Origin of the sequence: Sphingomonas sp., assembly GCF_036402235.1 — a bacterium.
In the GTDB taxonomy this organism is placed as follows: domain Bacteria; phylum Pseudomonadota; class Alphaproteobacteria; order Sphingomonadales; family Sphingomonadaceae; genus Sphingomonas.
Window position 1 is genome coordinate 1 of record NZ_DASWTG010000058.1, and the last position, 13,707, is coordinate 13,707.

At 67.2% G+C, this 13,707-nt stretch carries 11 protein-coding genes; 4 read left to right on the plus strand and 7 right to left on the minus strand.

The window, feature by feature from the left end; genetic code table 11:
* Positions 1 to 143: 143 nt before the first annotated feature.
* From VGD28_RS12585 to VGD28_RS12595, 3 genes are all read left to right on the plus strand, one after another.
* Positions 144 to 1,322 (plus strand): VWA domain-containing protein, encoded by a 1,179-nt coding sequence (locus tag VGD28_RS12585; protein ID WP_331028691.1) that lies wholly within the window; start codon positions 144 to 146, stop codon positions 1,320 to 1,322.
* Between the two features lie 10 nt (positions 1,323 to 1,332).
* Positions 1,333 to 1,800, plus strand: a complete 468-nt coding sequence (locus VGD28_RS12590) for a nuclear transport factor 2 family protein (RefSeq protein ID WP_331028692.1) — start codon at positions 1,333 to 1,335, stop codon at positions 1,798 to 1,800.
* A 79-nt stretch (positions 1,801 to 1,879) separates the two neighbouring features.
* Entirely contained in the window at positions 1,880 to 2,392 is a 513-nt protein-coding gene (locus VGD28_RS12595; RefSeq protein ID WP_331028693.1) for a hypothetical protein, read from the plus strand.
* A 196-nt stretch (positions 2,393 to 2,588) separates the two neighbouring features.
* On the opposite strand, the gene VGD28_RS12600 is transcribed toward VGD28_RS12595, so the two are convergent.
* Positions 2,589 to 2,882: an Hpt domain-containing protein gene (locus VGD28_RS12600; protein ID WP_331028694.1), complete on the minus strand. Its 294-nt coding sequence runs from the start codon at positions 2,880 to 2,882 to the stop codon at positions 2,589 to 2,591.
* An 81-nt stretch (positions 2,883 to 2,963) separates the two neighbouring features.
* On the opposite strand from VGD28_RS12600, the gene VGD28_RS12605 reads away from it, so the two are divergent.
* Positions 2,964 to 5,270: a hypothetical protein gene (locus tag VGD28_RS12605; protein ID WP_331028695.1), complete on the plus strand. Its 2,307-nt coding sequence runs from the start codon at positions 2,964 to 2,966 to the stop codon at positions 5,268 to 5,270.
* Positions 5,271 to 5,379: 109 nt separating this feature from the next.
* Here the strand turns inward: VGD28_RS12605 and VGD28_RS12610 are convergent, their stop codons facing one another.
* The 6 genes from VGD28_RS12610 to VGD28_RS12635 all read right to left on the minus strand — a co-directional run bounded on the left by VGD28_RS12610 (position 5,380) and on the right by VGD28_RS12635 (position 13,637).
* Positions 5,380 to 6,546, minus strand: a complete 1,167-nt coding sequence (locus tag VGD28_RS12610) for a serine hydrolase domain-containing protein (RefSeq protein ID WP_331028696.1) — start codon at positions 6,544 to 6,546, stop codon at positions 5,380 to 5,382.
* An 11-nt stretch (positions 6,547 to 6,557) separates the two neighbouring features.
* Positions 6,558 to 7,817 (minus strand): cyclopropane-fatty-acyl-phospholipid synthase family protein, encoded by a 1,260-nt coding sequence (locus tag VGD28_RS12615; protein ID WP_331028697.1) that lies wholly within the window; start codon positions 7,815 to 7,817, stop codon positions 6,558 to 6,560.
* 63 nt (positions 7,818 to 7,880) lie between these two features.
* Positions 7,881 to 8,912 (minus strand): 2-oxoacid:ferredoxin oxidoreductase subunit beta, encoded by a 1,032-nt coding sequence (locus VGD28_RS12620; RefSeq protein WP_331028698.1) that lies wholly within the window; start codon positions 8,910 to 8,912, stop codon positions 7,881 to 7,883.
* Positions 8,909 to 9,319 carry a hypothetical protein gene (locus VGD28_RS12625; RefSeq protein ID WP_331028699.1) on the minus strand — a complete coding sequence of 137 codons (411 nt, stop codon included), beginning with the start codon at positions 9,317 to 9,319 and terminating at the stop codon, positions 8,909 to 8,911. Before VGD28_RS12625 ends, VGD28_RS12620 begins: the two co-directional genes overlap by 4 nt.
* A complete protein-coding gene (locus VGD28_RS12630; RefSeq protein ID WP_331028700.1) occupies positions 9,316 to 11,193 on the minus strand; it encodes a 2-oxoacid:acceptor oxidoreductase subunit alpha in 1,878 nt (625 codons plus the stop codon). The genes VGD28_RS12625 and VGD28_RS12630 overlap by 4 nt, the downstream gene beginning before the upstream one ends.
* Positions 11,194 to 11,768: 575 nt before the next feature.
* A complete protein-coding gene (locus VGD28_RS12635; RefSeq protein ID WP_331028701.1) occupies positions 11,769 to 13,637 on the minus strand; it encodes an ABC-F family ATP-binding cassette domain-containing protein in 1,869 nt (622 codons plus the stop codon).
* Positions 13,638 to 13,707 lie beyond the last annotated feature (70 nt).

The window sequence follows — 13,707 nt, forward strand, 5'->3', positions numbered from 1 at the left end:
GGCCTTGTGCCGGGATCCACGGCGCGGCGAACAATGTCCTTGAGCATCTAGCTTCGCCGCCCGACGCCCGGTGGATCCCGGCACAAGGCCGGGATGACGGGAGAAGGCTGGACGCGCCAGCTCGCCTCCGCCAAACTCCCCCGATGTTTTTCAGCTTCGTCGACGAGCTCCGCGCCGCGGGCATTCCCGCCAGCATGAAGGAGCATCTCGTGCTCCTCGAAGCGCTCGACCGCGACGTGATCGACCGCACGCCCGAGGCCTTCTACTATCTCGCCCGCGCCACCTTCGTGAAGGACGAGGGGCTGCTCGACCGGTTCGACCAGGTCTTCGCCAAGGTGTTTCGCGGCGTCTCGACCACCTTCGGCAACACCACCGCCGAAATCCCCGAGGACTGGCTGAAAGCCGTCGCCGAAAAATACCTCACGCCCGAGGAAATGGCGGCGATCCAGTCGCTCGGCTCGTGGGACGAGATCATGGAGACGCTCAAGCAGCGGCTCGAGGAGCAGCAGGGCCGGCATCAGGGCGGCAACAAATGGATCGGCACCGGCGGCACCTCGCCCTACGGCAATTCCGGTTACAATCCTGAGGGCGTCCGGATCGGGGGCGAAAGCACGCACAAGCGCGCGCTCAAGGTCTGGGAAGGCCGCGAGTTCAAGAATCTCGACTCCACTCGAGAGCTCGGCACCCGGAACATCAAGGTCGCGATGCGCCGCCTGCGCCGCTTCGCGCGCGAAGGCGCGGCGGACGAGCTCGACATCGACGCCACGATCGACGGCACCGCGCGGCAGGGCTGGCTCGACATCCGCATGCGCCCCGAGCGGCACAATGCGGTCAAGCTCCTGCTGTTCCTCGACGTCGGCGGTTCGATGGACCCGTGGATCAAGCTCTGCGAGGAGCTGTTCAGCGCCGCCACCTCTGAGTTCAAGAATCTCGAATTCTTCTACTTCCACAACTGCCTCTACGAAGGCGTGTGGAAGGACAATCGCCGCCGCTTCACCGAACGCACCCCGACCTGGGATGTGCTCCACAAATATGGCCACGACTATAAGGTGATTTTCGTCGGCGACGCCTCGATGAGCCCCTACGAGATCAGCCACCCCGGCGGCTCGGTCGAGCATTTCAACGAGGAAGCGGGCGCCGCGTGGATGCAGCGGGTGACCAACACCTACCCCGCCGCCGTCTGGCTCAACCCCCTTCCCGAGGAGCAATGGGGCTATTCGCAGTCAGTCCGCATCCTGCGCGAGCTGATGAGCGATCGCATGTATCCGCTGACGCTGGCCGGGCTCGACGACGCGATGCGCGAGCTCAGCCGGAAGACGTGAGGAGGAAGGAATGAACTTGCGCCCGCCTGTCCTCGCGGTCCTCCTCGCCAGTTTCGCACCGTGCGGGGCGCCGGCCATCGCAGCCGCGGAAACTGTCGTCACAGGTCCGCGCCACGCCGATCTGCTCGCCGTCGCCGACGCCTTCGATCGCGCGCAGCTCGCTCAGGACCGCGCAATGCTCGAGCGCATGGTCGATGACGGCCTGATCTTCATCCAGTCCAGCGGCGAGCGGGCGGGAAAGAAGGCGTTCATCGATGGCTGGACAGCGCCGGGCGACAGCTATGATCCGGTGAAGCTCAGCGATCGCGTCGTCATTCGCCTGGGTGCGGACGCGTTCATGGTCAGCGCCAGCGCGGTGCTCAGCGGCACATCGGGGGGCAAGCGCTTCTCGAGCAGCTTCCGCTTCACCGACACCTTCCGCCGCATCGCCGGCGAATGGCGTGCCGTCCATATTCAGGTCACCCGCATCCCCGGATAGCGCCCCTGCATGGACATGGACAGCCTCGCCGATCGCTGGCAGGCTCGCCTGCACAGAGGCCAGCTTTCGGGGGGAAGAGATGGTATTCATCACGGCATTGGCGCTCGTCCTGGCGGGCCAGCAGGTTCCCGGCTTCGCCACCCACTATAACGGCTGGAAGCTGGTCCCCACCGACAATGGGTGCATGATCCTGAAGGCGTTCGAACGCGATGTCGTCATCGGCATCAGATATGATGCGCGCCGCAACGACCTCCGTCTGGCAGTCGGCGACCCGACCTTTCGCAGCCTCAAGGAGGGCGAGATCTACAAGCTCGACATCCTGCTCACGCTCAAGGACGGCAGGTCCGTCGAATTCTCGGGGGTCCCGTTCGCCGGCACGACCGGAAGCACCCCCAGCATCTTCACCGACTCGCTCAATGGCCGCGACTTCATGACGCATGCGGAGACCTCATCGCGGATCAAGATCAACCGCGGCGATATCAGTGTCGCGGACATCGATATCTCCTATGGCAGCGGCGGTCATATCTGGGCGCTGCGGCGATGTGCGGAAGCCAAGGCAAAGGCCGACCCGAGCGACCCGTTCAAGGACTGAACGGCGTCTTGAAATGTTGGATCTCAACTGCTTGACTGAAGGCCGCTCTTTGAAATCATGGGATAGGCCGGTTGACACCCGCGCGTGACAACCTGTCGAGCGTGTCAACTACGTCAACGGCCCGCGCTTCGTTTACTCGAAGCTCGCGCACGCGTGGCAGTATGACTTTTGGGACTTTCCGCGGCCGAGATCGCGGCTACAGCCGCTCCACCGCGCGCTGAAGCTTGCGCAGAACGCCCGGATCGCCCGCCGGCGAATCCGCCGCCTCCTGTGCCAGCGCCATCAGCCGCACCGCGCCGAAGCTGGCCGCCAGCCCCTTGAGCCGCAACGCGGCGCTGCGCCATGCTTCGGGGTCGTTGGTCGAAGCGAGCGCCTTCAGCCCCCGCTTCGCGCTGTCGAGGAACGCTTCGCGCAGCTCGGCGATCAGGCCGGGCTCGTCGCCCACCGCCGCCGCCAGCGTCGCATCGATTGCACCGGGATCGTAAGCCATACCGTGCCTCTAGTAAGCCGTGCTTAACGACTGGTTTCCCTGCGCTATTCCGATCTTCCCGAACCGTGCTAGATTGGGACGATGAACGGGGGAACGAAAGCAGCCGGCATCGCGGCGAACGAGGAGGACGAGCTGCTGCTCGTCGAGGAACCCACATCCGTGCCGGCCAGCGCCGCGCACCCGGCCTATGACCCGGCCGAGGATGACGAGCCCGAAGAGGTCTACCGCGCGCCGGGCGAGTGGCTGGTGCCGCTACTGGCGGCGGGCCTCACCCTTGCCTGGTTCGCCACGATGGGCTGGCTGCTTCAGCCTGCCTTCGCTGCGCCGATGCCGCCGGTTCAGCTGGTCCAGCTCATCGCTGCCCTGTGCGTGCCGCCGATCCTGATCGGCATCTTTTGGCTGCTCTCCCGCCGCTCCAGCCGCGCCGAGGCCCGCCGCTTCGGCGCGACGGCCCGCGCGATGCGGGAGGAAGCCGCCAGCCTCGAGCGAGTCGTCGCCACGCTGGCGCGCAAGATCGAGGCGAATCGCGCCGCGCTCGCCGCGCAGACCACCGCGCTGATGGCGATGGGCGATGACGCCGCCGAACGGCTTCAGGCGGTCTCCAACGGCATGGCGGTCGAGGCCCGCTCGGTCGATGCCAGCGCCAGAACGCTGATGGAGAGCGCCGCGACTGCCGAGAAGAGCGTCGCGATCGTCCTTGCCTCGCTCCCCAAGGCGCATGAGGGGATGACGGGCATGGCGGCGACGCTCGACGCCGCCGGCCTCAAGGCGGGCGAGCACGCCGCGGCGCTCGACGCCCAGCTCGCCGCGCTCGCCGAACGCGGCCGCGAGGCCGACAATGTCGCCGGCGGCGCCGCGCAGCGGCTCGCCGCGCACATCGCCAAGATGGAAGCGACCAGCGAGACCGCCGGCGCCCGGCTCGAAGCCGTCGCCGACCAGATGTCGGACACCGTAGACGCGATGCTCGACCGCACCGCCGCCGCGGTGGACGAGGCCCGCAAGGGCATCGCCGCGCAGGGCGAGGCGATGCTGGCGATGCTCGCCGCCAACCAGGCGTCGCTCGACGCCGCGGGCCGCGAGAGCATCGAGACCGTGGGCACGCGGATCGGGGAGGTCGAGGAGACGATCGGGCGCATCGCCGAGAAGCTCGGCGAGGAGCAGACGCGCATCGATATCCTGCTCGCCTCGGTCACGGGCGGGATCGCCCAGGCCGACGGCGCGATGGCCGCGCTCCATTCCGCCGGAATGGAGCGCGCCCAGGCGCTCGCCGCCTCGGTCAGCGCGCTCGACAGCTCGGCCGCGGCGATGACCGAGACGCTGCGGGTCGGCGACGAGACCGCCCGCCGAGTCATCGCCACCGCCGAAGACCTGCTCGTCGCGCTCGATTCCTCGGCGCGCGAGATCGACGAGACGATGCCCGAGGCGCTCGCCCGGCTCGACGACCGGATCGGCGTCACGCGCACCGTCATCGCCGGCGCCAAGCCCGAGCTGCTTGCCCTGGTCACCGCCGCCGAAAGCACGCACGACGCGATCGAGGCGATCGCCGACGTCGTGTCGCGCCAGCGCGAAACGCTTCTCAAGACCCAGGCGGCGCTCATCGAGACGCTCGATTCGGGCCACGAGAAGACCGATCAACTCGAGGAGATCGTCGATCGCGCGATCTCCAATGCGCGCCGCTTCGCCGACGATGCCGCGCCGCAGCTGGTCGAAGCCCTGCTCCGCATCCGCGAAACCGCCAGCGCCGCGGCCGAGCAGGCGCGTGCGACGCTCTCCGGTCTGGTCCCCGAAGCCGAGCGCCGGCTCGAGGAAGCCGGCAGCGCCGCGATGCGCCGCGCGATCGATGCCGGCGTCCGCCAGCAGCTCGCCGATCTGGGGCAAGCGGCCGAGACCGCCGTCACCACCGCCAGCCGCGCGTCGGAGCGGCTGACCCAGCAGATGATGAGCATCGGCGAGGCATCGGCCGCAGTCGAGCGCCGGATCGAGGAAGCGCGGGCCGAGCGCGAAGAGGCCGACCGCGACAATTTCGCCCGCCGCGTCTCGCTGCTGGTCGAGGCCCTGAACTCCGCCGCAATCGACATCACCAAGGCGTTCGCGCACGAAGTGTCGGACAGCGCCTGGTCGGCGTATCTCAAGGGCGACCGCGGCGTCTTCACCCGCCGTGCCGTCCGCCTGCTCGACAGCGGCGACGCGCGCGAGATCGCCTCGCTCTACGACGACGACCTTAGCTTCCGCGAGCAGGTCAATCGCTACATCCACGATTTCGAGGCGATGCTGCGCCAGGTGCTCGCGCTGCGCGACGGATCGCCGCTGGGCGTCACCCTGCTCTCCTCCGACATGGGCAAGCTCTACGTCGCGCTGGCGCAGGCGATCGAGCGGCTGCGGACCTGATCCAACCGCCGGTCGGCCTGAGCCTGTCGAAGGCCTGCCCTCTTCATCCGAGGAGAAGATCGGTGCTTCGACAAGCTCAGCACGAACGGGCTGAGGTCTATCCGAGCTCCTAGCGCTTCGCAGCCTCCAGCACCTTCATCCCGAACGCCAACCGTTCCATGTACAGCGCCCGGTCGCTCGCCTTTGGCCAGGCTGCGCTCGTGACCATCACCAGCTTGCTGGCGGGATCGACGAGGATCACCTGCCCGAAAATGCCCTGCGCGGCATAATAGCCGCCCGGGATCGTCCACCATTGATAGCCATAGCCTCCCCCGGGGTGTGTGGCATGCGCCTTGGTCGCATCAGCGAACCAGCCGGCCGGCACGATCCCCTTCCCGCCTTCCAGCGCCATCTGCCCGATCCGCGCATAGTCGCGCAGCGAGACCGAGAGACAGCAGCCGCTGACCTCCGCCCCGCTCTGGTCGGTCATCCAGAAGGCGTCACGCTCCATGCCGTAGCGGCGCCACACCTTCTCGCTCAGAAAATCGGACAGCTTCTTGCCTGTAGCGCGCCGCACCAGCACGCCGATCAGGTTGGTCTCGCCGGTCTTGTAGACGAACTTGGCTCCCGGCGGATCGGCGCGCGGCAGCTTGCGCATATAGGCGACGGTGGGATCCTGCCCCGCAGGCACCGCTTCGGCGAACATCCGCGCGACGTCGCTGTTGGGATCAGTGTAATCCTCGTTCCACTTGACGCCCGAGGTCATCGTCAGCAGCTGCTTGATCGTCACCCCGTCATAGCCGGCACCGGCGAGGTCGGGGATGTACTTGGTCACCGGCTCGTCCAGCGACTTGATATAGCCGTCCTTGATCGCGGCACCGACGAGGGTGGAAGTCACCGACTTGGCGACGGAGAAGCTGGTCCAGCGACCTTCGCGCGAATAGCCGAGGGCATAGCGTTCGAGCCGGATCTTGCCGTCCTGGAGCACGATCAGCCCGGCGACATTCTGCGCCTTCATGAAGGCATCGACCTCGGCCGGGGCGATCGGCAACGGTGCGCCACCGGGCAGCGGCTTCACCTTGCCGCCCGCCTTCACCGTATTGCCGGGGAAGATCTTCTCCATCGCGGGAAAGTTCCTGAGCCGCTCTTCCTGCGACCAGAAGAGGATCGCGGCGCCGACCTGGCGCAGCCGGGCCTCGTCCTGCATGGAGGCAACAGGCGCCGGTGCGGGCGTCTCCGCCCGGGGCGTGCAGCCCCATAGCGCCACCGCCGAAAGCGCGATCCAGGCCGTCCGCATACCCTCTCCCTTCAGTCCTTTATCAGCGTCACCTGCGCGACCCAGATCCCGCCGCCGCGGAACCCGCCTTCGCAATACATGAGATAGTAGCGCCACAAATCGAGGAAATGCGGGTCGAATTCGGCCGGAATGCGTCCCTCCGCGACTGCCGCGTCGAACCGCTCGCGCCATGCCTTCAGCGTCTCGGCATAATCGAGACCGAAGGCATGCTGATCGTGCCAGCTGAGGCCATGCTCCGCCGCGATCGCGCGGAAGCGGCTTTCGGAGAGCAGCATGCCGCCGGGGAAGACATAGGTCTGGATGAAGTCGACGTTACGGGCGTAAGCCTCAAAGATCGCGTCGTCGATCGCGATATACTGGATAGCAGCACGCCCGCCCCGCTTCAGCGCGCGGGCGATGGCGCCGAGATAGGCGGGCCAGAACTCCTGCCCCACCGCCTCGACCATCTCGATGCTCGCGACGGCGTCGTAGGTGCCGGCGACGTCGCGATAATCGGTCAGCGATACCTCGACACCGTCGAGCCCTGCGGCCGCCATCCGCGCCTCGACATGCGCCTTCTGCTCGGTCGAAAGGGTGATGCCGTGCACCTGCCGTCCGCCGCGCGCCGCGACCTCGGCGAAAGAGCCCCAGCCGCAGCCGATCTCTAAGATGCGGTCGCCTGGACCAGTGCCGGTGCGTTCGAGGATGGCGGCGAGCTTGGCCTGCTGCGCGGCCTCGAGCGACATGCCCGGTTCGGCGAACAACGCGCTCGAATAGGTCATGCTAGTATCGAGCCAGGGGGCGTAGAAGTCGTTCCCAAGGTCATAGTGATAGGCGATGTTGCGGCGCGCGCCGTCGCGGTCGTTGCGCTGCAGCCAGTGCCACGCCCGCTTTGCCAGCCGCGTGAAGCCATGCGCGCGGCCGGTATCGCCCAGCGTCGCGCGGTTGCGCATGAACAGGTCGAACAGGGGGACCGGATCGGGGCTGGTCCATTCCTTCGCCTGCCACGCTTCGTACCAGCCGATCGAACCACCCGTCGCCAGCCGCCACAAGGCGCGCCAGCTGCGGATCTCGACCACTGCCGCCGGTCCCGGCGCGCGGCCGCCGAGCCGCCGCCGGGTTCCCCCCGGCAGAGTCGCGTCGATCGTGCCTTCGGCGAGGCCCGCATCGATCCGGTCGAGCAGCTTGTGCAGCAGCGGGGTCAGAAGCGTCGCAAGCGCCCCCGCACCCAGCGCCTTGGCGCCATCGCCCCAGCCATCCCGGCGGCCCCTGTTTCGTGCCGGCGCCTGCATCGTGGCGCACAAACCACGTGGGGCCCGAGTCGGGCAAGCGGCAAGTTGCCGCCTGCGTAACGATCAGATCGCGTGAGGCTCCTTGTCGACCATCCAGGTCTGGCCCTTGCTGACCAGCTTCTGGAGATCGGCGACCTTGCCCTCGCTCGCCGCCGCGTTCTGGGCGACCACCGCGCTCTCGAAGGTGGGCGCCGGATCGTCGTAGAGCACGCCCAATGCCATCGGGAACGGGCCGAAGGGCATCTCGACCAGCATGTGCGCGATCGCGCGGTTGGTGACGTTGTGGACGATCACGCCGGCGGCCTGCCAGTCACCTTCCACGACATCTACGGTTTTCAGTGTAAGACTTTGACTATCAAGGGAAATACCCTTTGATCCGCCAGCGAAGAGCATTGGCTGGCCATACTCCAGCCAGAGCTGGTGCCCGGCATTGGCCTTTTCGGTGAAGGGCGCGAAGACGTCGTCATTGTAGACGATGCAGTTCTGGAAGATCTCGACGAACGCCGCGCCCTGATGCGAATGCGCCGCCTTGAGCACCGAGGGCAGGTTCTTGTGCACGTCGATGCCGCGGGCGATGAAGCGCGCGCCGCTGCCGAGCGCATAGGCGCAGGGCTTGGCCGGATGGTCGACCGATCCGAACGGGGTGGAGGGACTGCGCGTGCCCTCCCGGCTGGTCGGCGAATATTGCCCCTTGGTCAGGCCGTAGATCTCGTTGTTGAACAGCAGCACCTGGCAATTGAGGTTGCGGCGCAACAGGTGCATCGTGTGGTTGCCGCCGATCGACAGCCCGTCGCCGTCGCCGGTGATGATCCACACGTCGAGATCGGGATTGGCGAGCTTGACCCCTGTCGCCACCGCCGGCGCGCGGCCGTGGATGGTGTGGAAGCCATAGGTCTCCATGTAATAGGGGAAGCGCGACGAGCAGCCGATGCCGCTGATGAACACAGTGTTCTCCGGCGTCGCGCCGATCTCCGGCATCGTGCGCTGCACCGCCTTGAGGATCGCATAGTCGCCGCAGCCCGGGCACCAGCGGACCTCCTGATCGGTCTCCCAATCCTTGGGACTGGAGGGCTTGATGGTGGTGATCTCGTTCATGAAACCGTCTCACGAAGCTCGGCCCGTAGCCGCCAGATCGAAATGGATTGAGCGATGAAGAAACCGGCGAAAGCGGCTCCGAAGCTGAAATAGTCAGGCCTGACCGGCCCCAGCACCAAAAGGACCAGAAGTCCCAAGCCAGCCACCAGGTAGATTGCGGCGAGTTCAGCAACGCCGCGCCGGCTATACCCCTGCGCGACGAGTTTCTCAGCATTGCGCCCGCGGATCGCCACACCAACAGGCGTGAAGTCGAGAAGCGTGCAAATCCCGAACATGATTGCGAAAGCGCCCCAGACGTTGTCGATCCATATGGTCAGGGCAAACGCCGCCAATACGCACGGAAACCAGACGAACATCGCCCAAGTCGGATCGCCCGCATTCAGCGAAGTTGATCTTGCCGGAGTCACGCCAAAGCCTCCTCGATCGCAGCCTCGATCTCATGGATGCGGAAGGGTTGGCCGCTGACCTTGTTGAGCGGCCTGGCGTCGACGAGGAACTGGTCGCGCAGCACGGTCTTGAGCTGGCCCGTGTTCATTTCCGGTACGAGGATATGCTCGTAACCCTTTAGCAGATCACCGAGATTCTTCGGCATAGGCCAGATGTAGCGAATGTGGACATGGCTGACGTCGAGGCCCTTGCGGCGCGCGCGGCGGACCGCTTGAGTGATCGGGCCGTAGGTCGAGCCCCAGCCGACCACGACCAGCTTGCCGCCCGCCTCGCCCTGCTCGATCTCCTGATCGGGCACCGCGATGCCGTCGACCTTGGCCTTGCGCAGGTCGGTCATCGCCTGGTGGTTGGCGGGAGCATAGTCGATATTGCCGGTGCCGAGCGCCTTTTCAATCCCGCCGATGCGATGGAGCAGGCCCGGCGTGCCCGGCTTGACCCAGGGGCGCTTCAATTTCTCGTCGCGGGCATAGGGCAGGAACTTCTCACCCTCGGCCGGGGGCTCGGTGTGGAACTCGACCGGGAAGGGCTCGTAGCTGCTCATGTCCGGCACCTTCCACGGCTCGGCCGCATTCTGGAGGTAGCCGTCGGTGAGCAGCATCACGGGGGTCATATATTGCGTGGCGATGCGCACCGCCTCGATCGCGCAGTCGAAGCAGTCAGCGGCGGAGCGCGTCGCGATCACCGGGACCGGCGAGTCGCCGTTGCGGCCATAGACCGCCTGATAGAGGTCCGACTGCTCGGTCTTGGTCGGAAGACCCGTCGAGGGGCCGCCGCGCTGGGCATTGACGATCACTAGCGGCAGCTCGGTCATAATCGCGAGCCCGATCGCCTCGGTCTTGAGCGCGATGCCCGGGCCTGACGAGCAGGTGACGCCAAGGCTTCCCGCATAGGAAGCGCCGAGCGCCGAGGCGACCGCGGCGATCTCGTCCTCCGCCTGGAAGGTGGTGACGCCGAATTCCTTGAGCCGCGCGAGATGGTGGAGGATCGCCGAGGCCGGAGTGATCGGGTAGCCGCCGTAGAAGAGCTTGAGCCCGGCGAGCTGCGCGCCCGCGACGAGGCCGAGACTGATCGAATCCGCGCCGGTGACGGTGCGGTAGAGGCCCGGCTCGACCGGCGCGGCGGGTACGTGGAGCTGGCCGACGCCCTGCGCGCCGAGCTCGGCGGTCTCGCCATAGGCATGGCCGGCGTTGAGCGCGGCGATGTTCGCCTCGGCCAGCTCGGGCGCCTTGGCGAACTTGGTCTTGAGCCACTCGATCAGGGGCTCACGGTCGCGGTCGAACATCCACAGCGCAAGGCCGAGCGTCCACATGTTCTTGCAGCGCAGCGCCTCCTTGTTGCCGAGGCCGAACGGCTTCACGGCATCGAGGGTGAGCTGCGAGATGTTGAGCTTGAGCAGCTGCCATTTGGCGAGGCTGCCGTCCTCGAGCGGGTTCTCGGCGTACTTCGCCTTGTCGAGGTTGCGCTTGTTGAACTCGCCCTCGTCCGCGATGATCAGGCCGCCGGGCTTGAGGTCGCCGACATTGGTCTTGAGCGCCGCCGGGTTCATCGCGACGAGGACGTCGGGCGCGTCGCCCGCGGTCTCGATCGCGGCCGAGCCGAAGTTGATCTGGAAGGCGGAGACCCCGAACAACGTGCCCTGCGGCGCGCGAATCTCGGCGGGGAAATCCGGGAAGGTGGCGAGGTCGTTGCCCGCAAGCGCGGTCGAGAGCGTGAACTGCCCGCCGGTGAGCTGCATGCCGTCGCCGGAGTCGCCGGCGAAGCGGACGACGACCGCCTCCGGCTGGGGATTGGCGGAAGCCTCTTCCGGGGTCACCTGATGGACGGCAGTGGCCATTCAGTCTCTTCCTGCAATTTTCCGCACCCTCTAGGATCGGGGCGTTGACTCCAAGGTAGAATGACAGGGCGTGGTTGCAATCGCTTCTTTCAAAACGCCTGGCGCGCGGGAAAGATCGATTGTTTCCACTTTGTCTCCGGCTGTGTCCTTGTTTGTTCGAGTATAGGCCGGATGGAGGCGTGTAGGAAAGCGAGGCGGGGTTTCTGGCGGATTTCCGGGGGTTTTCGAGATGATCTCCGGATTGAGTGGTGCGACCAGGGGCGCCGAAGACGGGGTACCGCGCGGAGGGCGGCGACGGGCGAGGAGAACAAGTCGACGCCGATGTTGGCGAATCCGGATTTGCGCGAGTCCGCGTTTGGGCGGGGAATGGCCTGATTTTAGACGCGGGCGTGGCGGTGGCCCGGGTCGGTCGAGTCGACTTGTTGGAGGGCGTGTCGGAATAATCCTCCCCGGCACGGGGAGGTGGCAGCGCATAGCGCTGACGGAGGGGGCCCTCCGCCGGACGATCCGCTTGCCTTGGGCCCCCTCCACCACGCCCTTCGGGCGCGGTCCCCCTCCCCGTTCCGGGGAGGATTTTAGGCCGCCAATGCCTCGAGCGCCTCGCTGGCTTCCATCCACACCGCTTCGGCGGCGTCGATCGCCTTGGCCACGGTGTCGCGCTGCTTCATCAGCTCGGTCATGGTGAGCTTGGCGAGGTCGGGGGCGGCGCTGGCGGGGTCGAACATCGCGCGGTCGATGGCGCTGAGCTTCTCGCCGAGCCTGGCCATCTCGGCCTCCGCCGCCCTGGCCGACTTGCGCAGGGCGTTGCCCTTCTCGCGCGCCTCGGCGGCCTCGCGGCGGGCGTCCTTGCGGTTGGCGCCCTTCCCCGCCCCCTCGGCCTTGGGCTCCCGGGCAAGGACGAAGGCGATGTAATCGTCGAGATTGCCGTCGAACGGCCGCGCGGTGCCCTGGTCGACCAGCACGAGGCGGTCGGCGGTCATCTCGATCATGTGGCGGTCGTGGCTGACGATCACCACCGCGCCGGTATAGGCCGCGAGCGCCTGGATCAGCGCCTCGCGCGCGTCGACGTCGAGGTGGTTGGTCGGCTCGTCGAGGATCAGCATGTGCGGCGCGTCGCGGGTGATCAGCGCGAGCGCGAGCCGGGCGCGCTCGCCGCCCGAGAGCTTGCCGACCTGCGTCATCGCCTTGTCGCCGGGGAAGCCGAAGCGTCCGAGCTGCGCGCGGACCGCGGCGGGCTTCTGGCCCTCCATCAGGCGGGCCATATGGTCGTAGGGCGTCTCGTCGCTGTGCAGCTCCTCCACCTGATACTGGGTGAAATAGCCGACGCGCATCTTGCCCGAGGCGGCCTTCTGCCCCTCGATCGGAGTGATCTGCGCGGCGAGCAGGCGCGCGAGCGTGGTCTTGCCGTTGCCGTTGCGCCCCAACAGCGCGATGCGGTCGTCCGGGTCGATGCGCAGATTGAGCCGCTGGAGGATCGGAACGCCGTCATAGCCGACGCTGGCGTGATCGAGCGTGATCAGCGGCGGGCGCAATTGCTCGGGATCGGGGAAGCCGAAGGAGAGCGTGGGATCGTCGACCACCGCGGCGATCGGCTGCATCTTCGCCAGCGCCTTGGCGCGCGACTGGGCCTGCTTGGCGGTGGAGGCGCGGGCCGAGTTGCGCGCGACATAGTCCTGCAGCTTGGCGCGCTCGGCGAGCTGCTTCTCGCGCGCGGCGGCCTGTTGTGCCTGACGCTCGGCGCGCTGGCGCTCGAACGAGTCGTAGCCGCCGGGGTAGAGGGTGAGCTTGCCGCGCTCGAGGTGGAGGATGTGATCCACCACGTTGTTGAGGAAGTCGCGTTCGTGGCTGACGATGACGATGGTCGCGGGGTAGCTCTGGAGGAAGTCTTCCAGCCACAGCACGGCTTCGAGGTCGAGGTGGTTCGACGGCTCGTCGAGCAGCAGCAGGTCGGGCTGGCTGAACAGCAAGGCGGCGAGCGCGACGCGCATGCGCCAGCCGCCCGAGAAGCTGTCGAGCGGGCGGTGCTGCGCGTCCTCGTCGAAGCCGAGACCGACGAGGATGCGCGCGGCGCGCGAGGGGGCGGAATAGGCGTCGATCGCGGCGAGGCGCTCATGGATCTCGCCGAGGCGGTCGGGGTCTTCGAGGCCCTCCGCCTCGGCCATCAGCGCGGCGCGTTCGGTGTCGGCGGCGAGCACGGTTTCGAACGGCGTGGTCTTTCCGGCCGGCGCTTCCTGCGCGACATAGCCGATGCGCGCGCCGCGCGGCATCTCGGCGCTGCCCTCGTCGGGATCGATCTGCCCGGCGATCACCTTGACCAGGGTCGATTTGCCCGCACCGTTGCGGCCGACAAGGCCGATGCGGCCGCGCGGGGGCAGCGCGGCGCTGGCGCGATCGATGATGACGCGGCCGCCGAGACGGACGGTGATGGCGGAGAGGTTGAGCATGGTCGGGGGCTATGAACGAAATCGTGCGATTTTCAATTCCTCCCCTTTAGGGGAGGTGGCAGCGCAAAGC

Excerpts from the sequence above, each read along its gene's own strand:
- VGD28_RS12595 (WP_331028693.1), top strand. The coding sequence starts at position 1,880 with ATGGTATTCATCACGGCATTGGCGCTCGTCCTGGCGGGCCAGCAGGTT.
- VGD28_RS12615 (WP_331028697.1), bottom strand. The coding sequence starts at position 7,817 with ATGCAGGCGCCGGCACGAAACAGGGGCCGCCGGGATGGCTGGGGCGAT.
- VGD28_RS12605 (WP_331028695.1), top strand. The coding sequence starts at position 2,964 with ATGAACGGGGGAACGAAAGCAGCCGGCATCGCGGCGAACGAGGAGGAC.
- VGD28_RS12610 (WP_331028696.1), bottom strand. The coding sequence starts at position 6,546 with ATGCGGACGGCCTGGATCGCGCTTTCGGCGGTGGCGCTATGGGGCTGC.
- VGD28_RS12620 (WP_331028698.1), bottom strand. The coding sequence starts at position 8,912 with ATGAACGAGATCACCACCATCAAGCCCTCCAGTCCCAAGGATTGGGAG.
- VGD28_RS12590 (WP_331028692.1), top strand. The coding sequence starts at position 1,333 with ATGAACTTGCGCCCGCCTGTCCTCGCGGTCCTCCTCGCCAGTTTCGCA.
- VGD28_RS12630 (WP_331028700.1), bottom strand. The coding sequence starts at position 11,193 with ATGGCCACTGCCGTCCATCAGGTGACCCCGGAAGAGGCTTCCGCCAAT.
- VGD28_RS12635 (WP_331028701.1), bottom strand. The coding sequence starts at position 13,637 with ATGCTCAACCTCTCCGCCATCACCGTCCGTCTCGGCGGCCGCGTCATC.
- VGD28_RS12585 (WP_331028691.1), top strand. The coding sequence starts at position 144 with ATGTTTTTCAGCTTCGTCGACGAGCTCCGCGCCGCGGGCATTCCCGCC.
- VGD28_RS12600 (WP_331028694.1), bottom strand. The coding sequence starts at position 2,882 with ATGGCTTACGATCCCGGTGCAATCGATGCGACGCTGGCGGCGGCGGTG.